At 46.3% G+C, this 20,489-nt stretch carries 20 protein-coding genes and 1 pseudogene; 20 read left to right on the forward strand and 1 reads right to left on the reverse strand.

Going from position 1 to position 20,489, the window contains the following annotated elements:
- The first annotated feature begins 5 nt into the window (after nucleotides 1–5).
- From T320_RS08150 to T320_RS08170, 5 genes are all read left to right on the forward strand, one after another.
- On the forward strand, nucleotides 6–1,028 hold the full coding sequence (locus tag T320_RS08150; protein ID WP_037354742.1) for a virulence RhuM family protein: 1,023 nt from the start codon (nucleotides 6–8) through the stop codon (nucleotides 1,026–1,028).
- Between the two features lie 9 nt (nucleotides 1,029–1,037).
- On the forward strand, nucleotides 1,038–3,635 hold the full coding sequence (pglZ, locus tag T320_RS08155; RefSeq protein ID WP_037354745.1) for a BREX-1 system phosphatase PglZ type A: 2,598 nt from the start codon (nucleotides 1,038–1,040) through the stop codon (nucleotides 3,633–3,635).
- A gap of 18 nt (nucleotides 3,636–3,653) precedes the next feature.
- On the forward strand, nucleotides 3,654–5,720 hold the full coding sequence (brxL, locus tag T320_RS08160) for a protease Lon-related BREX system protein BrxL (protein WP_037354748.1): 2,067 nt from the start codon (nucleotides 3,654–3,656) through the stop codon (nucleotides 5,718–5,720).
- A 647-nt stretch (nucleotides 5,721–6,367) separates the two neighbouring features.
- Nucleotides 6,368–6,781, forward strand: coding sequence for a hypothetical protein (locus T320_RS08165; RefSeq protein WP_037354751.1), 414 nt, complete (start codon nucleotides 6,368–6,370; stop codon nucleotides 6,779–6,781).
- Nucleotides 6,782–6,783: 2 nt separating this feature from the next.
- Nucleotides 6,784–7,932 carry an FtsZ/tubulin family protein gene (locus T320_RS08170; protein ID WP_037354753.1) on the forward strand — a complete coding sequence of 383 codons (1,149 nt, stop codon included), beginning with the start codon at nucleotides 6,784–6,786 and terminating at the stop codon, nucleotides 7,930–7,932.
- Nucleotides 7,933–8,112: 180 nt separating this feature from the next.
- Here T320_RS08170 and T320_RS08175 read toward each other — a convergent pair whose 3' ends face one another.
- The gene (locus tag T320_RS08175; protein ID WP_197019397.1) at nucleotides 8,113–8,349 is read right to left on the reverse strand and encodes a hypothetical protein; all 237 of its coding nucleotides are present in this window, start codon (nucleotides 8,347–8,349) and stop codon (nucleotides 8,113–8,115) included.
- Between the two features lie 555 nt (nucleotides 8,350–8,904).
- On the opposite strand from T320_RS08175, the gene T320_RS08180 reads away from it, so the two are divergent.
- The 15 genes and pseudogenes from T320_RS08180 (at nucleotide 8,905) to T320_RS08250 (ending at nucleotide 20,381) form a co-directional block, all read left to right on the forward strand.
- Complete coding sequence (locus T320_RS08180) at nucleotides 8,905–10,443, forward strand: RRXRR domain-containing protein (RefSeq protein ID WP_197019398.1); 1,539 nt, start codon at nucleotides 8,905–8,907, stop codon at nucleotides 10,441–10,443.
- 276 nt (nucleotides 10,444–10,719) lie between these two features.
- Nucleotides 10,720–11,460, forward strand: a complete 741-nt coding sequence (locus tag T320_RS08185) for a hypothetical protein (protein ID WP_037354757.1) — start codon at nucleotides 10,720–10,722, stop codon at nucleotides 11,458–11,460.
- A gap of 111 nt (nucleotides 11,461–11,571) precedes the next feature.
- Nucleotides 11,572–12,168 (forward strand): lactate utilization protein, encoded by a 597-nt coding sequence (locus T320_RS08190; RefSeq protein WP_037354760.1) that lies wholly within the window; start codon nucleotides 11,572–11,574, stop codon nucleotides 12,166–12,168.
- A 297-nt stretch (nucleotides 12,169–12,465) separates the two neighbouring features.
- A complete protein-coding gene (locus T320_RS14835) occupies nucleotides 12,466–12,615 on the forward strand; it encodes a hypothetical protein (RefSeq protein WP_197019399.1) in 150 nt (49 codons plus the stop codon).
- A 12-nt stretch (nucleotides 12,616–12,627) separates the two neighbouring features.
- Nucleotides 12,628–12,909 (forward strand): annotated as a pseudogene (locus tag T320_RS14840) (DUF188 domain-containing protein); the annotation flags it as partial.
- Between the two features lie 278 nt (nucleotides 12,910–13,187).
- Entirely contained in the window at nucleotides 13,188–14,456 is a 1,269-nt protein-coding gene (gene iscB / locus T320_RS08205) for an RNA-guided endonuclease IscB (RefSeq protein ID WP_037354764.1), read from the forward strand.
- A 107-nt stretch (nucleotides 14,457–14,563) separates the two neighbouring features.
- Nucleotides 14,564–15,025 (forward strand): GNAT family N-acetyltransferase, encoded by a 462-nt coding sequence (locus tag T320_RS14235; RefSeq protein ID WP_072024001.1) that lies wholly within the window; start codon nucleotides 14,564–14,566, stop codon nucleotides 15,023–15,025.
- A gap of 6 nt (nucleotides 15,026–15,031) precedes the next feature.
- Complete coding sequence (locus T320_RS08215) at nucleotides 15,032–15,412, forward strand: DUF488 domain-containing protein (protein ID WP_037354765.1); 381 nt, start codon at nucleotides 15,032–15,034, stop codon at nucleotides 15,410–15,412.
- A gap of 227 nt (nucleotides 15,413–15,639) precedes the next feature.
- A complete protein-coding gene (locus T320_RS08220; protein ID WP_231465870.1) occupies nucleotides 15,640–16,290 on the forward strand; it encodes a CatA-like O-acetyltransferase, family 2 in 651 nt (216 codons plus the stop codon).
- A 5-nt stretch (nucleotides 16,291–16,295) separates the two neighbouring features.
- Entirely contained in the window at nucleotides 16,296–16,931 is a 636-nt protein-coding gene (locus T320_RS08225) for an alpha/beta hydrolase (RefSeq protein ID WP_051608672.1), read from the forward strand.
- Nucleotides 16,892–17,530, forward strand: coding sequence for a DUF6933 domain-containing protein (locus tag T320_RS08230; protein WP_156032781.1), 639 nt, complete (start codon nucleotides 16,892–16,894; stop codon nucleotides 17,528–17,530). Before T320_RS08225 ends, T320_RS08230 begins: the two co-directional genes overlap by 40 nt.
- Nucleotides 17,502–18,176, forward strand: a complete 675-nt coding sequence (gene sfsA, locus T320_RS08235; RefSeq protein ID WP_037354774.1) for a DNA/RNA nuclease SfsA — start codon at nucleotides 17,502–17,504, stop codon at nucleotides 18,174–18,176. Before T320_RS08230 ends, sfsA begins: the two co-directional genes overlap by 29 nt.
- A 17-nt stretch (nucleotides 18,177–18,193) precedes the next feature.
- The gene (locus tag T320_RS08240; RefSeq protein WP_037354776.1) at nucleotides 18,194–18,937 is read left to right on the forward strand and encodes a class I SAM-dependent methyltransferase; all 744 of its coding nucleotides are present in this window, start codon (nucleotides 18,194–18,196) and stop codon (nucleotides 18,935–18,937) included.
- A gap of 7 nt (nucleotides 18,938–18,944) precedes the next feature.
- Nucleotides 18,945–19,568, forward strand: coding sequence for an alpha/beta hydrolase (locus tag T320_RS08245; RefSeq protein WP_231465871.1), 624 nt, complete (start codon nucleotides 18,945–18,947; stop codon nucleotides 19,566–19,568).
- 18 nt (nucleotides 19,569–19,586) lie between these two features.
- Nucleotides 19,587–20,381, forward strand: a complete 795-nt coding sequence (locus T320_RS08250) for an ElyC/SanA/YdcF family protein (RefSeq protein ID WP_081824801.1) — start codon at nucleotides 19,587–19,589, stop codon at nucleotides 20,379–20,381.
- The last annotated feature ends 108 nt before the right edge of the window (nucleotides 20,382–20,489 follow it).

Here is a 20,489-nt window from a genome sequence, read left to right on the forward strand (position 1 = left end):
CGTTAATGGCAGATAAGGAAATGCAGTTCCTGCTGTATCAGGCGGAAGAGGAGCAAGTCTCGGTCAATGCGTTTATCAAAGATGACAACATCTGGCTGACCCAAAAGGCTATGGCCACTCTTTTTGCAGTGCAGGTGCCTGCTATCAGTAAGCATCTGAAAAACATATTCGATGAAGGTGAATTGGATGAGCAAGTGGTTGTTTCCAAAATGGAAATAACCACTGAACATGGAGCAATTCCTGGTAAGACGCAGCACAAAGAAGCAAAGTTTTACAATCTGGATGCCATTATTTCTGTCGGCTATCGTGTGAATTCCAAGCGGGCGACAAATTTCCGCATCTGGGCCACCAAAGTTCTGAAAGAATATATGCTGAAGGGCTTCGTCATGGATGATGACCGTTTGAAGCAAGGTAAGACGGCCTTTGGCAAGGATTATTTCCGTGAACTCTTGGAGCGGGTACGTTCTATCCGTGCCAGCGAGCGTCGTATCTGGCAGCAGATTACGGACATCTTCGCTGAATGTAGCATTGACTATGACCGGAATTCGCAGGTGACGCACGATTTCTATGCCATGGTGCAGAATAAATTCCATTACGCCATTGTAGGAGAGACCGCAGCAGAAATCATCTATCACCGTGCGGATAGAGCCAAAGAGCACATGGGGCTGAATACTTGGAAGAATGCTCCTGATGGTCGTATCTTGAAATCCGATGTGACGGTTGCCAAGAACTATTTGGACGAGGCTCAGATAAGGAAATTGGAAAGGGCTGTAACGGGATATTTCGATTACATTGAAGACCTTATTGAAAACGAGCAGGCTTTTTCTATGGAGCAGTTTGCTGAAAGTGTCAATGCTTTTCTGGAGTTCCGTAGATACAAGATACTTACGAATAAGGGCAGTATCTCCAAGGCTAAGGCAGATGCTAAGGCTATTGAGGAGTACAACGAATTTAACAAGCATCAGCGTATTGACTCCGATTTCGATAAAGAAGTCAGGAAAATGCTGGAAAATGGTGGCAGGAGATAAATAAATGATATGGATACACAAAAAATAAACGAGGAACTGAATCGCCGCTTTGCAGAACCTTTGCCTGAGTTCTACAAACGCCGCATCATCGTCTGGCACGACGATGACAAGGAGTTTGCGGATAAGCTGGAGGATATCAAGCTGGAGAATGCCAAGCTGCTGGTGCTGAATGGCTCTAATTTCTTTCAGGCCAAGAAGCTGCTGGGTATTGACGACACGGACAGCAACTATCTTCTCTATGTGCCGCTGTCCTTTGAATCTCTGGAGGATAACTGGCTGCTGGACATCGAGCTTTACAGTGAGGAATTCCGGGCTGACCTTGTCTCCATCTGGATGGAGGAGATGGGGATGGCTCAGACACCGGCTCTCCGCAGTGGCTTCAAGAAATATCGCAAGTTCTTTAACGCTAAAGACCGCCGCAATAAAGTGAAGAGCCAGAAGGGAAATATTTCCACACTGCCAGGTCTTAAGAAGGCAATTATGGCAGCTCTTTCTGGGAGCAAGGAAGCAAAGCCAAATCATATCATCAAGGCAGTACTCAAAGGTGGATTGGCTGCTGAAGAAAATCGTGTCTATCAGGATTTCGTAAATTATGGGATTGACGAGGACTTTTGGAAAATGGTGGACCAGGGCACTGGTTATCAGGCAGAGAAGCCAGATTTAGGCAAGTTATCTACGCATATTCTGCTTACTGCCGCTACCCGGACAATCAGGCCAGAGCTTTTGAAGGGGGTAGAGGAAAGTATCTCTGTGCCGCACCAGTCATACTGCTATGACTTTGTTTCCGATTGGCTTCATGACTGGGATGACCATGACCTGAAGGATATAGCTTTGACGGTGGAAGAGGAGTTGAATCTCCACAAGCGTTTTATTAAGCTGTCTGTGGCTGACTTGGTGGATACGGAAGTTTTCCCATGCGTGAATGAGGTAATTCTCGTAAAAATCATGAGGGACATTGGCGACCATCTCATAGACGATGCCAGCATCAAGAGCGTTGTGGAGAAACGTCGCACCTGCGTGTGGTATGATGATGTCCGTAACTTCTATGATGGGCTTCTCCAAGTGGCCAATATGCAGGAGTTTTACAAGAACCATGCAGATGGTTTCCATACGGTGGCTCCCAAGGAGTTATGGGAGGAATATACCACCGATTACTATCAGATGGATGGCTTCTACCGCCAGTTCCACAAATGTTATGGGGAAATCCTAAAGGACTATCATGCGGACTTGTCCGACTTGTTCAACACTGTGGTTGAACGGGTAGAGGGTCTGTATACCACCTGGTTCCTGGGAGAACTGGGTAAATGCTGGTCTGTGGCTAGTGAGGATAATCTGCGGGAATACGGCAAAATCCTTGAAGTGCCGAGACAGACGGATTTCTATCGCATGAAGGTGGCTCCAGCGGATAATCGGGTGTATGTCATTATCTCGGATGCTATGCGGTACGAAGTGGCCACAACCCTTGCGGATGAACTTCGCCGTAGCACCCAGAGTCAGGTGGAGCTCAGCTCCATGCAGGGGATTTTTCCCACTATTACCAAGTTTGGCATGGCGGCTCTGCTGCCCCATGAAAAACTGTCGCTGGAACTTACGGGCAAGGCTGATAGACTTTCCGTATTGGCGGATGGCCAGTCTTCTGAGGCCGGCAATCGGGACAAACTTCTCAAGGCAGTCAACCCAAAGAGTGTAGCTTTGAAATACAAGGAAATCATTGGCATGAAACGAGCAGAACGTCAGGCTTTGGTGCGTGGCAGCGATGTGGTTTATATTTACCACGATACCATTGACGATGCAGGTCATATGGATAGCTCCATCTTTGGAGCCTGCGACGATGCTATTGACGAGTTGAAGAACATGGTGCGAATCATCACCAATGAATTCAGCGGCACCCGTATTTTCATCACTGCTGACCATGGTTTTCTTTATACCAACAGTCCTCTGAAGGAAGATTCTAAGGTGGACAAGACTACGGAAAGCAGTCAGGACGTGGAGATTGGCAGACGCTATGCTATCATGAAGAAGGGGGCAAATCCAGAGTATCTGATGCCGGTGAAGCTTCTTGATGGAGAAACGGAGTATGAAGGCTTCGCTCCCAGAGAGAGCATCCGCATCAAGATTAAGGGGGGGGGGCTGAACTTTGTCCACGGCGGCATTAGTTTGCAGGAGATGGTCGTTCCCTTAATTGAATATCGCTTCCTGCGTAATGACTCCAAAGAGTACCAACGCAACAGGAGCAAGTATGACACCAAGCCGGTGACGCTCAGCCTCTATTCGTCCAGCCGCAAAGTCAGCAATATGATTGTCTCTCTGAACTTCTACCAAAAAGAGCCGGTGGCTGCTAATCTGGAGGCTGCTACCTACCAGCTTTACTTTGCGGATAGCTCAGGCAAGACCATCAGCGATATTGTGACGGTTATTGCTGACAAGACTAGTGAGGACGTGCAGGAGCGGACATTCCGTTGCAGTTTTAACCTAAAATCGCTGAAATACGATAACACGGAAACGTACTATCTCGTCATTGCGGATGAGAACGGCCTGCCGCTCTCCCGTGAGGAATTCCAGATAGACATCGCCTTTGCTGTAGATGAGTTCGATTTCTTCAGCTAAGGCAGGCGGAGGAAGAAGATGGAAGAGATTTTGGAGGGTGAACAGGACGCCCGCACTATTATAAAAACAAAACTTCGTGAGCATTTCGACGGCAAAATCGTTCGCAAGGATTTGACGAAGAAAATCAAGGAAGGGGCCAATGTCCCCGTCTATGTTCTGGAGTTTCTGCTGGGGCAGTATTGCAGCTCCGATGATGAGAATGTGATTGAGGCTGGTGTAAATACCGTTAAGCACATTTTGGCCGATAACTTCGTCCGGCCCGACGAGGCCCAGAAAATCCTGTCGGTGCTTCGCTCCAAGGGAAGCCATACGGTCATAGATAAGCTCACCGTCAGCCTGAACATCAAGAAGAACGTCTATGAGGCAGAGTTCTCCAACCTGGGGTTGAAGGGGATACCCATCGCTGACGAATACCCGGAGAAGTATGACCGCCTGCTCTGCGGCGGCATCTGGTGCATTGTGCAGTTGGAGTATGAATATGTCGAAGAGGACAAGAAGAACGGTACACCTATTCAGATTCGGAAGCTCACGCCTATCCAAATGCCCCATGTTGACATCAATGAGCTGAAGGAAGGTCGTAAAGCCTTTACCAAAGAAGAATGGATGGACGTGTTGCTCCGTTCCATTGGCATGGAGCCGGATTCGTTGCAGGAGCGGGAGAAGTGGCTGCTTATTGCCCGCATGATTCCGCTGGTGGAGAACAACTTCAATCTCTGCGAGCTGGGGCCTCGCAGCACAGGCAAGTCCCATCTGTTCAAGGAGATTTCGCCCAATAGTATCTTGGTGTCCGGCGGGCAAACCACCGTGGCCAACCTCTTTTACAATATGGCTCGCAAGACCGTAGGTTTGGTTGGTTTGTGGGATTGTGTGGCTTTTGACGAAGTGGCGGGCATCAACTTCAAGGACAAAGACGGCATCCAGATTATGAAGGACTATATGGCTTCCGGCTCCTTCGCCCGTGGCAAAGAGGAGAAAGCTGCGTCTGCGTCCATGGTGTTTGTCGGGAATATCAATCAGAGCGTGGATGTGTTATTGAAGACCTCCAGCCTGTTTGACCCGTTCCCGCCGGAAATGGGTACTGATACGGCCTTCCTTGACCGTATGCATTGCTATATCCCTGGTTGGGAGATACCGAAGTTCCGCCCCGAATATTTCACAGACGACTACGGCTTTATTACGGATTATCTGGCCGAGTTCGTTAGGGAACTGCGGAAGGAACAGTACGGTGATGCCTTGGACAAGTATTTCCGCCTTGGTAAGAATCTGAATCAGCGGGATACCATTGCCGTTAGGAAGATGGTTGGCGGACTCTTGAAGTTGCTCTATCCTCATGGCGAGTTCTCAAAAGAAGAACTGGAAGAAATTCTGCGACTAGCATTGGAAATGCGTCGCCGTGTGAAAGAGCAGCTGAAGAAGCTCGGCGGGATGGAGTTCTATGATGTGAATTTCTCCTACATCGACAATGAAAGCTTTGAAGAGCATTATGTGTCAGTGCCTGAGCAGGGTGGCGGCAAGCTTATTCCTGAGGGCCTGGGGAATCCAGGCCAGGTCTACACCGTTGGCCAGGGCAAGTCTGGGATGATTGGCGTCTATCGGTTGGAATCCCAGATGCTGCCGGGGAATGGCAAGTTCGAGCGAACGGGCATTGGTTCTGACCGGGATGCCAAGGAAGCTTCCAACACGGCGTTCAACTTCCTGAAGGCTAATGGCAATCGCATCAGCGGCACCATCAGCACCACCACCAAAGACTACATCATCAACTACCAGGACTTGCAGGGGCTAGGCATGACCAGCACGCTGGCGTTGCCTACGCTTATAGCTTTGTGCTCTATAGCCCTGGGTAAACCGGTGCTCAGCTCCACGGTGGTAATGGGCGACATTAGCATTGGTGGCACAATGATTAAGGTTGAGGAACTGGCCAGCTCCCTACAGGTTTGTCTTGATAGCGGGGCCAAGAAGGTTCTGTTGCCTATTACGTCGGCAGCGGATATCGGCACTGTCCCGGCAGAGCTGATTGGCTGCTTCAATCTTATCTTCTACAGCAGTGCTGAGGATGCGGTATTCAAGGCTCTTGGGGTAGAGTAAATATCGGTAATTGGAACTCCCGTCTTTATGAAAAGGCGGGGGTTTTTATTTTTTCCCACACATATTGAGGGTTATTTAGAAAGTGTCAAAATCGGGGCCTTTTAGTGGTTTTTGTGCGTGGAAAAAATAGTACTCTTATTTTCCATGGTACTTTATTGCCTTTTTAGGCCTATTTTTTTTAATTCCAAGGGGGTTTTTGATACATTACCTTACTATAACGCATTTTTTTCCACCATGTTTGTAGTATGGAAAAAATAATATTGTACGTTGTGAGTGTACGATAGGAAGAAGGAATCTTCTTCTCAAAAATGTAGAATAACGAAGATAAGCAGAATAAGATTTTGGTTCAGAAAATCAGATTATTCAGGTTGGTTAGCTTTCAATGTATATTTTTCTTGACTCATATATATGGGGAAACCGGAAATCTTGTCATTATATACGGGAACTTGCGAATTCTGGAATACAACTGTCGTACTGTATGTGACGCAGCACGACAGTTGTATTTCTTGAATCGTACAGCGTCTTGTGGTACGTGTATCACGAGCGACGATTATCGTTAGTAGGGAATAATTAGGAATGCGGTTTTGCTTTTGCTATCTTTTAGGTAGTTAGAACCTGGAACCAACAGAATGAAAGGAAGGAAAAAGATGGAGACAGGAAACAATCACCTATCCAGAGAGGCAAGGCTTTATCAGAAGGACTATCTACAAAGGATGGCAGCAAAATCATCCGAAGAAATGGCTCTTGTTCTTGCATACACTAAGGAAGCTTGTAACAATAGCCACGCCCCAAATAGTAGTGCCCAATTTCCTGATGCGGTTACTTTTGATAGTATTCTAAAAAACACAATGCTGAATACTACTAAAATCAGGGAGTTACTGATGATTTTGGACGCTCAAGACTTCATTCGACGGAAGAAGATTGGTCACAAATGGGTCTATTCTATCACCCAAGAGGGGAATGACGCTTTGAGCTTTATGCTCGATGAGTGCAATTTCCTTGGAAGAAAGAAGAAGATAGCAGCTATTTTAGAAGCAAAGAAGAAAGAAGGTTTTCGATAACAATGTTGAATTTTGTTCATATCGGCATTGGTCAGTGCGGTAACCGCATCGCCGAACAGTTCGGCAAGAACGGCAAGCTGGCTTTTGCCATCAACACAGCCCGCATTGATATGTCGGGTATTGACAATAAGGCTATTGCCCCAAAAAATCAGATTCATATTGCTCTCTCTGGCAACAAAGACGGTGCGGGCCGTAACCCTGATATTGGCAGGGAGAGCATGGAAGCCAACCTCGACAAGGTTTACGAATCCATCATGAAGGCAACCAAGGACGAGGGTGTTGACCGCTACGTTCTGTGGGCTGGCCTCGGTGGCGGTACGGGTACTGGTGGTATCGCTCCACTTATGCAGCACCTTGTATCTAAAGGTCATAAGGTAATGCTGGGCATGACAATCCCCCGCAAGAAGGAAAGCTGGATTGTTCGCATGAACGCCATCAAAGCCCTGACGAACATCTTGACCATCGTGGACGCAGACAGGCAGAATATCGTTCCCTACGTTGTTATTGATAATGAACAATTCGACGGTGGTCTTGCTTCCGCAAATGAACTTATTGTCAAGGACTTCGTTCGGTTCACGAAGACGACCACAAATATCCCCGCTGACTCAGCATTTGACGACACGGACTTTGCACGTCTCTTGAGCTACAAAGGTCTTGTATCCGTTGTTCGCTCTACTGTTGAAAAGGAAGCACTTAAAGGCACGGACGCTTTCGCAAAGGCAATCAGAGAATCGTGGAAACGTTCTGCTTTTGCTAAGTTCAGCCCCGAAGATGCTTTGGGTGTTGCAAACTTAGTGATTGTTCCGCAGAAGTTCTATCGGCAAAAGGGCGTTTATGAGCTCGTCAACGACAATATCACTTACGTCGAGGAAATCAGCCCGCAGGCCAATGCTTATTCATGCATTTACGAGAACAAGAACGAGAACATCAGCAACATCATAGTTTACACCCTCCTGACTGGTATGCCCAGCCCCGAGGACAATTTGAACGAGATGTATGATGAAGTCAGCGAGCAGATTAACGAGACGAAAGAACGCCGTCGTGAGCTGAAACGCAATGAGCTTCAGAATCAGGAGAAGTATCGTGCTCTTGATTTTGACCCTAACAATATTGATATGGACGAGGATGAAAACAGCAGTCCATTGTTTTGACAGGGAGTGCAGGCAGTCGCCAGTAATATGGTGGCTGCTATTTTTTTGATTTTGGGGCGGGATACTCTTCAGGAACATCATGGTCGTATATCAAGCTGCAAAAAAATAGCCCGACAAGTCTATGTAACCCTGTCGAGCAGTTGATGGGAACTATGGATATTATCAGATAGTTAAAATTTATTAACTATCTGATAATAAAGTATAATCTTTTTGAAAAGACAATCCTTTTAGCATGGAAATGGCTGCCTTTTGTCCCTCTTTGTTCAAATCATGGAACAGCAATACGGCCTCTTTCTCCTCTGGCAGAACTTTAAGGCTGTCGTTTAGGGAACTGGGAACATCTGTCAGGCCCAAGAGATAATCGGCTGAAACATCCAGCATTTGGGCTGCTCTTGCAATAATATCGCCCCGGGGCATAGCTCCAGTTCTGGCCAACGTTGATATATTGGCCTTAGTACATTGTAAGCTGTCTGCTGCTGTCTGGCTTACGGGGGAGATATTCTTCCTCCGGCAGCACTCTTCGTACCTAGTGTAGAATGACACGTTAATTCCTCCAATTAGCTATTCACCATCCTGAGTATATAAAATTTTGCTTAATATAGAATAGTTAAATAGAATTTACTTTAGAATATACTTTTTATCAAGTAGACTACTAAATAAATACTAACATTTTCGGAGAATATCTTCAACGCCGGAAAAAGCATAGTAAAGTTTTTTATTAAAAAACGTTGACTAGTTAAAAAAAATAAACTATAATAAGGATGTGGTTAATAAAAATTACCTTTAATCCATAAGAGTTTATAATTATTAACCATTTAGAGGCAGCTGCCCCTATAGAGCTTCGAAGCTAAAGCTTGTGAATGCTCCTGCAGGCGTAGCTGAGCAGAGACATGACGTAGCATGGGACAAACTCCGAAGTACCGAGAGGTGATGCCAAGCCTATCGCAATGCATAAAGCTACGCCGAGTCTCTATGGCAATTCAACTTCATGATGTTTTTCATGAAGCTTTATCTCTGAAGGGGGATTTAGAGATGTATGTAGTTTATGTTCTGAATAAGGACGGCAGCCCGCTGATGCCGACGAAACGGTTTGGTCATGTGCGTCGGATGCTTAAATCTGGACAGGCAAAAGCTGTCTCAACAAAACCATTCGTTATCCAGCTTCTGTATGATTCCACGGAATATACCCAGCCACTTTACGGAGGTACAGACCCAGGTAGAATCAACATCGGCGAGGCTGTTATAAACGAAAAAGGCGAAGTTGTATATGAGGCTCATATCATCACCAGGAACAAGAGAATTCCAAGATTGATGGCCAAACGCAAGGCATATCGTCAGGCTTCCCGCCGTGGTGAACGCCTTCGTAGGAAACGGCGGGCAAGGAAATGCGGTACAACAACAATGTTTCCTGAAGGAAGAAAGCTGCCCGGTTACAAAGATGGTGTGCTGGCTGTGAAAGACATTATAAACACAGAAGCCAAATTCAACAACCGAAAACGTCCAGCCGGCTGGTTGACACCAACAGCCCGGCAGTGCGTTCAGACGCATATAAATGGGGTAAGGCAGATTTGTAAAATTTTGCCTGTAAAATATTGGACTTTGGAGTACAATAGATTTGCTTTCAAAAGGATGGACGATGGTTCTATTCGGGGAATAGATTATCAGAATAATAAGACGAAACAGTTCGACAACGTTAACGACTACATAGATTATTTGCAGGAAGGACGTTGTATTTTGTGCGGTTGTAACAGCATAAAACATCATCACCACATTATTCCGAAGCATAAAGGCGGAAGTGACGGACCCGAAAATATTGTTGGACTCTGTGATGATTGTCATACGAAAGTCCATACAAATAAGGCCGAACTTGACCGTGTTGGTAAAAGGAAAAAGTATGTGGGAGCATCCATCGTAAATATTGCCATGCCGCATATATACGATGGCCTTAAGAATATTTTTGGCAACAATCTGTGCGTTTGCAAAGGACGGAATACGGCCAAGCTTCGCAGCGAATATGGTATCGGTAAAGAGCATGGCTTTGATGCTGTTTGTGTAGCTTCTATTGGTGGCAGAATTCCGCTGATAAATGTTAATGATAGTAGTGCATTCACAATCATTCAGTTCAGGAATCATGACAGGGCCATAATAAAGACACAGTACGAAAGAACGTATAAACTTGATGGTGTTGTTATTGCCAAAAATCGCAAGCCTCGCTTTGAGCAGGATAAGAAAACACCTGCATTAAGCGATTGGTATAAGAAGTTGTGTGATACGATAGGAGAAAGCGAAGCAAGAGGAGTATTATCCAAACTTAAAGTCGCTAAATCTCGTCGTGGATATAATGACACCAAACGGATAATGGACGGAGCGATATTTTTGTATGAGGGAAAAAGATATGTACTTAAAGCATATAAATCCAAGAGAAAATATCTTGAAGCATATGGACAGGAAAAGCTTTTTCCAGCCAAGGATTGTGTCTTTGTGCAGAGAAAATCATTAGTGTATGTTTAGGAAAAATTTATAGATTTTACATTCTCAAAATATAGCAGTCAACTCTCCCTCTGGTTCTTATGAATTTGCAGGCGTAGTTGAGCAGAGACATGACATGAAAGGATTAAGTTCCAAACACCGAAAGCGGTGATGCCAAGCCGCCGCTCTGTATAATCATGTCTAGTCTGTGGCAGTCCAACGTTGTGGCTTGTTTATGCCGTGACGACTTATCTCGAATGAGATTTTTAACCGATAAGGAGCATTTTTTTCAAAACAGGTAAGAAGGGAATGTTGTAAATGAAAAGCATTGTTTGGCAACTGAATAAATTGAAACCAAAAGAAAAATATGTCTTAGAGTACTTGCTTACCAATTCGCATACGAATCCAATCGGATATTATTATTTACCAGAGGAATATATGACGTCGGACCTTAATCTGGCTAGAACCAATGTAGAAGAAGCTATCAATGGTCTGGTAGAGAAAGGTTTTATCGTTTACGACTATTCCGCATCGACAGTCGCCATAGCAAACTACAAGAATTATTTTGGATTTGACATGAATAGTATGTCGCTTGACATTTTTGATACGATGCCAATTTCTGGGGCATTTAGGAAATGCTTTCGTTGGCTTAGCGATTGTATTTCTGGAGAAAAAGCCATACAGATTGTGCATCATGAAAAGGTCAGAGAATCCTTAATGATGGAGATAGACTCTACAGATTCAGACGAAATCTATTATACAGGTTTTGATATGTTCTGGGCTGTTTATCCAAGGAAAACAGGCAGAGACAAGGCTCAAGAGAATTACATGGAACTTGTCAAAATAAATGGCGTTGAACAGGAAGACCTTGTAAAGGCAGCCGTGAATTATAATTTTGATTATAAGGACTTTATAGCGTCAAGGGTGTTATTTTTAGAATGTGCAGACCAATTCCTTGACCCTGAAAGGAGACTGTATTCTAAGTATATTGACGAAATCGAAACGAGGGTATGCTCGAGAGAAGAGCTAGACGGGGTAATGGATGATTGTCCTTTCTAAGATAACCATCAGGAAAGGAATTCGACAGAATTTGTCGAATTCATGAATATGAAGCAAAGCCGGAACACTGCGAGCTGTTTCGGCTTTTTTGTATTATGAAGGGGGAGAATCATGGAGTTTGTCAATGTAAGTAAAAATTTGGAGGAGCGTGGGTTTCGTGTGCATACTTTCGCTGGAACTGAAGATGTGGCAGCATATTTGCTGGAGAACATACAGCAGACCACGGTGGGCATAGGCGGTTCGGCAACAGTAGAGGCTCTTAATGTATACGATAAGCTGGTTGCTCAAAACAAGGTGGTATGGCATTGGCGAGTAGAAGATAAGGCCGCTGCACGGGTAGAGGCTATGCAGACAGAAGTTTATCTTACTTCGGCCAATGCTTTGGCTGAGACTGGAGAAATCATTAACATTGATGGCTCCGGCAACCGTTGTGCCTCTATGTTCTTTGGTCATCAGAGAATCTACTATATTATCGGCCGCAACAAGCTGACCGCTGATTACGATTCAGGTGTTTGGCGTGCCCGCAATGTGGCCGCTCCCAAGCGTGCTCAGCAAATGAAACGCAAGACGCCCTGTGCCCTGAAGGCCGACAAGTGCTACGACTGCAAAAGCCCCGAACGCATTTGCCGGGGCATGGTAACACTCTGGGGGCCTATGTCAGGAACGCAGGTGGAAGTGCTGCTGGTAGATGAAGATTTGGGGCTTTGATAATGTGACGCTCAAGGCCCCAAATGGCGTCCAGTAAGTAAGGTTTATTGACGCTAGAATACCACGGCCTTCTAGCCGTGGGAGTATGTCAATTGATTGAATTTCTTTGTAACGATATAGTAATGATAACAGGGGGCGAAGGCTGTGATTGTTATCCATGGCTCAGAGGGGTTCCACTGCATCAGATTCAGCTTTTTGAGAAAAGGCATCGGGATATAAACAAGACAGCTGCTGTCACTCTGTACAAGCTTGATAAAGCTATGTGTTGTCGTATGGAAGATTTGCTGGAGCCAGAATATGAGAATTTTTGTTGATGCGGACGCCTGCCCTGTAGTGCGGCAGACGGAGGAAGTTGCCAAGAAATACAGCGTGCCGGTCACACTGCTTTGCGATACCAATCATATATTGCAGTCTGATTACTGTGAGGTCAAAGTCATCGGGGCCTGAGCGGATGCCGTAGACTTTGCTCTGGTCAATCTCTGCCGGGCCGGGGACGTGGTGATTACTCAGGATTATGGAGTAGCTGCTATGGCCCTGGGCAAGCGGGCCTATGCCATGCACCAGAATGGCTGGCAATATACTAACGAAAACATTGAGAGGTTGCTGATGGAACGCCACCTTGCCAAGAAGGCTCGCCGGGCATCAGGCAAGCATCATCTGAAAGAGCCGCGAAGACGCTCAGATGAAGATAATCTGCAATTCAAGGGTCAACTACCCCCACCTAACGCCAACGGCGTTTGAGGTGGAGGCTTGAAAGAGCCTGAGTTGACTAGCCTAAGTTCTTCGGGAACTACGTTGCTTATGTTATCACACCCACGGATGATACCCTAGTCCGTGCGTCAGAAATGACGTATCTGTTTTACGGATAGCTCTGTGTAGGCACTGCCATGTGGTAGTACGAGGGAAACCTCGTCTGTAAAAGTCCTGTGAGGTAGGGACGGTCAACCTAGAGTGGTCGATTACGACAAGCATTTGCAACATTGGCGAAGGGTAACTAACTCTGAAAGGAGGGACGAATCTTGAGAGTATTCGTCAAGAATATGCGAGGACAGGCTCTTATGCCCTGTTCCCAAAGAAAAGCACGGCTTCTCCTAAAACAAAAGAAAGCTAAGATTGTAGGTTACAAGCCATTCACAATCCAGCTAACTTACGCCACAGGAGAAGCAAAACAAGAAGTGACTGTTGGTGTTGACGAGGGTGCGAGACATATTGGCATCGCCGTCGTTAGCAAAGACAAGGTATTAGCTAAAGGCGAGATTGAGCTTCGGCAGGATGTACATTCTTTGCTTATGACAAGAGTACAGTACCGCCGTAGCAGACGGTTTCGCAAAACCAGATACCGCAAGGCACGTTTCCTGAACCGCAGAAAGCCCGAAGGGTGGCTACCGCCAAGTATCCAAGCCAAGCTGGACGCTAATTTCGCATGGGTAGATAAGTTTTGTAATCTTGTTCCGAATCCGAAGCTCCGTATTGAAGTTGGCAAGTTCGACACTGCAAAGATGATTAACCCTGAGATTCAGGGCGTAGATTATCAGCATGGTCAAACTTATGGGTATTACGACGTGCGATACTACGTCTTTGCAAGGGATGAGTACACCTGTCAGGTCTGCAAAAAGAAAGGTAAAATCCTGCATACACACCATATTGTTTATCGAAGTGAAGGTGGTACAGACAGGGCAGATAACCTCATCACGGTCTGCACTGATTGCCATACAAGCGAAAACCATAAACAAGGAGGTATCCTTTGGAAGTGGATGAAGGAGCACAAGAAGGTCAAGCAATACAAGGAGTCACCGTTCATGAATACGCTTCGTATTCGGACGTTCAGGAAATATCCTGATGCCGAGATAACCTATGGTTCTGAAACGTCTCCTAAACGCAAGGATTTGGGGTTGGAGAAGACCCACTACAACGATGCTGTTGCCATAACGGGCGTGGAGAGTATCAATGAAAACGCAGAAGATGTGTTCTATATCAAGCAATTTCGCAAGAAAAAACGTTCATTGCATGAGGCTACGCCCCGAAAGGGCAGGAAAGCTCCTAATGCTACGCAGAAACGGAACAGCAAGAACACGAAGAAACTTCGTGGATGGCATCTGAACGATGAGGTTGCTTGTTTTGGTAAACGTGGGTGGATTTCTGGATTTACAGGGACATCTTCTGCATACATCGTAGATGGTGACGGTCAGTATATTCAGATGCCAAACAAGAATTACAAACAAGTGACTTTGAGTAATGCAACAAAAATTTGTCACAACAATACATGGCAATATTTTGTTGCAAGTTAGTTTGATGGTGTGGCATTCATCCCCCACCTAAGAGGTGGGGGACTTCTGCCACGTTACGTTAAACTGGAGAGATTGCTTGCCAAATTGATGGAGCAGGTGGATACTTTATGAATCGTATAGCGTTAGAAACAAAACGGTTAAGGTTATATGTAGCCTCACAAGTGGAAATGGAGCAGATTATCGAGAGGCAGACTGATGAGGAACTTAGAAAAGCCTATCAGGAAATGTTGGATGGTTATCTGGCCCATCCTGAGCGGGGAGAGTGGTACGCAATATGGATGGTGACACGCCACGATGGTGTGCAGGTTGGAGATTTGTCTTTCAAGGGCTTTAATGAAGATGGTTCCGTGGAAATAGGGTATGGTATAATCGATGAATTCCAAGGACAGGGCTATGCTACAGAAGCCGTTAAAGCAGCTGTGAATTGGGCTTTGAAACAGGCTGGAGTATTGCGTGTAGAGGCCGAAACAGAGCCGGATAATAAAGCTTCACAGCGTGTCCTGGCAAAATGTGGCTTTGTTCCCAGTGGAATCATGGGCGAGGAAGGGCCTCGCTATGTAAGAAGGTAAGGAATTATGACTCACGAAATATTATTAAAGCGTATATATGAGCCCCATGAAGAACAGGATGGTTACAGGGTGCTGGTGGACAGGCTCTGGCCCAGAGGAATAAAAAAGGAAGCGGCTCATCTTGACGAGTGGGCCAAGGAAATCACGCCCAGTACGGAAATACGCAAGCTTTATCATCAGGGAGAAATGCCCTTCGAAGGGTTTTCCCAGGCTTATATCGAAGAACTGGATGGAAATAAAGTTGCGGAGGAGTTTGTGGGCAAATGCCAGAACTTGCTGAAATCACAGAATCTGACGCTGATATTTGCGGCAAAGAATGAGCAGGAGAATCATGCCATGGTTCTTAGGGAATGGCTGAAACGTCAACTGAGGAAAAAATATCAATGAGAGAGACAGATGTATGGCATGAGATGGCAGCCGGGGAAATGCCATAGCTGCTGGCAGATAAGCTGGAGCAGTTAGCTTTACTCCGTGATGGAGATGCCTATTTCTACGCAGATGAGTTGCTGGCGGGAAGTTTTAGGCTTCATGTAAAGGTCAGCCAGCGAAGAATAGACGAGAGCTTTGAACTGTCCAAGCCGAAGAAACGGTCTGGTGTCTGAAAGGCAGGAGGTATGATGAAAACTGAGATTTCACCCCAGGAAAGCAGCCGTGCAGAGGCCTTTTCCTTGTGGATGTCATCGCCCATGCCGATGGTGACATTGGTAAAGACGCTGAATGTCAGCCCTTTGCTGAAAATGAGGAAAAAGAGTGGTATAAAATTCACGGCACTGATGTGCTGGTGTATCGGCAGAGCTGCCAGCAGGATAGAAGAGTTTTATTTGTTGCCTGAAGATGGAAAGCTATTTCGCTATGACAAGATGGCTATAAATGTCATTGTGGCCAACAAGCAGAGTGGGATTAACTCTTGCGACATTCCGTTTGCTGATGATTTGGAGCAATTCAATCGGGATTATTTGGAACTCACCCAAAGGTCAGCGACGGAATGTAAAAGCAGTTTTATCGAAGATTGCATGATTATCGGCACATCGGCCATGATACAGACAGAACTGGATTGTATTGTGAATCAGTATACAGAAAAATTCTCCAACCCGCTGGTGATGTGGGGCAAATACCGCCAAGGGCTTTTCAAAACGGTTTTGCCCGTGTCCTTCCAGTTCCATCACGTGCAGATGGATGGCGGGCATGCGGCGAGCTTCTTGGAACAGTTGCAGATGGAAATCAAAGGCTGTTCTAAGAATTGGAAAACTTTTGTTGGGAGATAAGACGAATGCAGATATTATACGTACATGGCAAAAGTGGAAGTGCCGGCGAAAGCGAGCACTACAAGCCGTTGTTTCCGAATGATGAAGTTATTGGGTTGGATTACCATACCTTTTCACCCTGGGAAACGGGGGTGGAAATTCGAGCAGCAGTGGATGAACTGGCGAGAAAGCATGAGGATATTTGCCTGATTGCTAACAGCATTGGGGCATTTTTCAGCATGAATGCTGGACTAGACGGGCTTATCCAGAAGGCGTATTTCATATCTCCTATCGTGGATATGGAAAAGCTTATTATGGACATGATGAAATGGGCCAATGTGACGGAGGCGGAACTGGAGGCCCGGGAAATAATACATACTGAATTCGGCGAGGATTTGTCCTGGGAATATCTGAGCTACGTCAGAAGCCATCCCATCAAATGGAATGTACCGACGCAGATTCTGTTCGGAGAAAAAGACCAGCTGACATCGCTGGCAACCATGAAGGATTTTGTAGAAAAGTATCATGCAGGGCTGACGGTTATGGAAAATGGAGAGCATTGGTTTCATACGGAGGAACAAATGGCATTTTTGGATGATTGGATTCGGAGGGAAAATACGGAATGCTTATACAATGCACAGCGGCCTTGCAGGCTAAGATAAATAAATACGTGGAGATAGCGGATTTGGAGGCCATTCAGGCCCAAAATGAAAATGCAGGCAGCCTCAATGACTTTTTTGCCTGGCATGCCAATATTCACCCCTTTGACCAAAATCATTCCCAGTATACGGATGCCAACAAAATCCCAGGATTTAAGGCAATCCGTAATTCGGTGCTGTTGACCAATAATGTTTCCCATGCACCAGCAGTAATTATTGCCGCAAGGGCGGCAACCTATAAGGATTTTGTCAACGAGGTAAAAAAGGCTGTCCGTACTACATTGATGGCTTATGGAGCCACAGAGGAATTTGTAGAACGTTATTTAGCAGAGCCTGTGATTTTTACCAAGTCTGGCAACAGAAAACAGCTGGGCCTGCATAAGGAAATGGCTCAGTCTTTGCAATGGGCAGCGGCAGATTATGTCGTTGAATGCCATGGTGATGTTGAACCCCTGCCAGCTGTTATGGCGGCTCATATGAAGGATTTTTTGATTGGTGCTCCTAATTACCATAGGCCCGGTGAAACTACAGAAAAGGAATTGATGGCATTAGGCGGCTGGAAAGATGGTGTTGATGAAATATCCAAAGACAAAAGAAGCTAAATTTCTTGAACGTCCTAATCGCTTTGTGGCTAAAGTCGAGGTGGATGGAAGCGTCGAAACGGTTCATGTGAAGAACACGGGTCGCTGCCGGGAACTGCTTCTGCCCGGTGTGAAGGTAATCTTATCCGAGGCCGATAACCCCAATCGCAAGACACGCTATGATTTGATTGCGGTGGAAAAGACAGGGCTGGGGCTTGTCAATATCGATAGTCAAGCACCCAACAAAATTGTGCAGGAATGGCTGGCAGGGCAAAACTTTGACTACGTCAAGCCGGAGTACAAATATGGGGATTCCCGTATTGATTTCTATATGGAGCGACAGGGGAAGAAATACCTGCTGGAAGTTAAAGGTTGTACTTTGGAAAAGGATGGCATTGGCTATTTTCCTGACGCTCCTACAGAACGGGGCGTAAAGCACATTCGTGAGTTAATCAGGGCACGGCAGGAAGGTTTCTGGTGTGGATTAGCCTTTGTCATCCAGATGCCCCAAGTAAAGGAAGTACGGGCTAATATCGAAACACATCCAGCCTTTGGTGAAGCATTGGAAGAAGCAAAGGCTGCCGGAGTTAAAATAATTTTACTCGGATGTAATACCGAGATGGATTGTTTAACTATTGATAACTCAAGGATAAGTGCAGATTTGTAAGGATATGGGTGACGAAAATGGACATAGAAAGTATGGCCCGTTATTGGTCTCAGGACGCGGAGAATTATGGCAATATCATACAGGATGAACTGGCCAGTTTTCGTGTGGAGGCATGGCAGAAGCTTTTGCGGGAAAAGATGCCCGCTGACACTCATAGGGTGCTGGACCTAGGCTGTGGTCCGGCCTTTTTCTCTATCATCCTGGCCAAAATGGGGCTGGAAGTGACGGCCGTAGACTGTGCTGAGGGCATGCTGGCTCAGGCACGACAGCTGATTGGCTTGACCGGGGTAAGTGTAGACTTGCAGCAAATGGATATCAACCATTTGGATTTTGCCGCAAGCTCCTTTGATGTTATCGTGAGCCGCAATGTTACCTGGACTTTGTCCCATCCCTGGCAGGTCTACGAAGAATGCCAGAAATTGCTACGACCAGGGGGCCGCTTATTGCTGTTTGATGCCAATTGGAATATGCCACTGTATGATGAGAGGATGGCTAAGCGGGCAGAAAACAGGCGGCAGGAATGCCTGAGGCAGTATGGCGATGCTCTGGAGACTGCTGATGAGGTTACGGAACCCCTCGACCCGCTGCAGCTGCCTTTAAGTGGCACGAAGCGTCCCTATTGGGATGTGGAACTGCTTCGCAGCATGGGCTTTGGCGAAGTACACGCAGAATTTGACCTAACGGAAAGGCTTTGGGACGAAAAGGAACGGCTGCTTTACGGTGAAACGCCAATGTTCGGTGTTTTTGCCACGAAATTCTAGGAGAGTCATGATGTGTATATACGAGTACGGCAATCTTCAGTCGGATATTGTTTTGATTCAGCTAGTTGGCGACCATGATTTGGCAGGACTTGAGGCAGAAGTGGCCGAAATTCGAAGGCTGGCAAACAAAGAATTTCGCCTTCTGGCGGTAAAGGTGGATGATTGGAATCAAGATTTATCCCCTTGGCCGGCCTCGGCAGTGTTTGGAAATGACGATTTCGGCAACGGTGCGGGGGAAATGCTGACTGAGATATTGGAGTTGTGTCAGGATGAGGACAAGGTTTATTGTCTTGGCGGCTACTCCCTGGCGGCTCTGTTTTCTCTATGGGCGGCATACCAGACCGATAGATTTGCGGGCATTGCTGCAGCCTCCCCCTCCATATGGTTTCCGGGATTTGTTGATTATATGAAGAGTCATGCCATTCGATGTTCCAACATATATCTGAGCCTTGGAGATAAGGAAGAGAAGACCAAGAATGCTGTTATGGCCAAAGTCGGGGACTGCATTAGGGACGGATATGCATGGCTAAAGGAACATGGCATCGACTGCACGCTGGAGTGGAATAAGGGCGGCCATTTTAAGGAGCCGGAGTTTAGGACTGCCAGGGCCTTTGCTAGGCTGCTGAAGTAGTGTAAAGGACGGAGCGTTATGGGGCAAGAAGAAATGGCAAAAATTGCAGAGGCCGTCAATATATTGGGCAATTTCTGCGGGCCGAGGGATATCGATAAACTGACTACAGCAGCCTTAGAGGATAAGTACCATATTACACGGGTAGATGTGGCCGTGCTTTTTGGTGGCAGCATACTGGCTGGCGGTGAAGTCTTTGCGGAGATTATGGAAAACCAACTGGCCGAAAAATACATAATAGTAGGTGGGGCAGGGCATACAACGGAGACATTGCGGAGGAAAATGGTGGCCTGTTTGAGCAGTGAAATTCCTTCTGACGCCTGTGAGGCGGAGCTTTTCAATGAGTATCTGCAAGAAAAGCATGGTCTGTCGGCAGATTATCTGGAGAAGGAATCCACTAACTGCGGTAATAACATCACCTTCTTGCTTTCTCTGTTGGAAAGGGAAAAACTTCCCCATGACAGCGTGCTGATGGTACAGGATGCCACCATGCAAAGACGCATGGAAGCTGGCTGGCGACATCATGCAGGCGGGGGGCTGGTGGTAAACTACGCTGCTTACAAGGTGAAGGTAACAGGTAGCGAAAAGGGACTGGCTTATGAAGAAGTTCCAGCAGGCATGTGGGATATTGACCGATATGTGGAACTGCTTATGGGTGATGCACAGCGGCTACAGGATACTCCCGATGGCTATGGACCCAAAGGAAAGAATTTCATCGCCCACGTAGATATGCCACCTACAGTTAGGGAGGCATTCCTTTATTTGCGTGAATTCTATGGGGTACGCAGGGCTAATCCGGCTTATGCCAGGCCATAGTAAAGGCCCCGACATACATCAATCAGTATGTCGGGGCCTTTCGCCGTCTTCAAATCCTGTCTGAGTCTAGTGTGATAAAGTACCGGCGGTTATTACCGTCTTCATAAT

This window comes from Selenomonas sp. FC4001, from assembly GCF_000701565.1.
Classification (GTDB): Bacteria; Bacillota; Negativicutes; order Selenomonadales; family Selenomonadaceae; genus Selenomonas_A; species Selenomonas_A ruminantium_B.